The 595-nt window shown below is 46.7% G+C and carries 1 pseudogene; it reads left to right on the top strand.

The features are described 5' to 3' along the window. Nucleotides 1-546 (top strand): annotated as a pseudogene (locus AC1DWB_RS36985) (HAAS signaling domain-containing protein); the annotation flags it as partial. Nucleotides 547-595 lie beyond the last annotated feature (49 nt).

Here is a 595-nt window from a genome sequence, read left to right as displayed (position 1 = left end):
GAATGGAAACCGTCCGACTTGCCGAGTATCCCCGACATGAATAAACAAATCAAAATGAGCAAACCGATTGCAGGCATTATTTTCACAGTACTATTTTTGGTAGTGTGCCTGTACTCTATCGATCTGCTTGGTATCTGGAGGGTGCAGGATGGAGAACGTTTGGTCATTCCTTTTCTGAATGCCGATGTCTTCCGGAACTATTTACCGATCGTAGGGATACTTGCTGCACTAGGCATCTTGAAAGAAAGCATCCGAATCATCGTACGTTTTAGGTCCGGCAAGTTACTTGCCCTTCACGTCGTGATGTCAGTTGTAACCACGGTCTTGGTGTGCATCATATTAGCTGATCCTGCAATCTTGAATCCCGAGTTCATCCCACAAATGGAGGCATCAGGGCTCTTGTCCGCCAGCGGAGAAGATTACGAGACGGTGGTATCGATATGGGCCGCAGCAACCGATTGGCTCATCATGATGATTGCATTCATCGCTCTGATTAACATTATATCTGAAACGTACAAGTGGTACCGGGTGAAAACATCTGCATGACAAACTCTCAGGCAACTCGGGCTTTAAGCACGTATGGATGGTCATGCAC

The sequence above is a fragment of the Paenibacillus sp. P4_E11 genome, from assembly GCF_056401635.1.
This window is presented reverse-complemented; position numbering and strand designations above follow the sequence as displayed.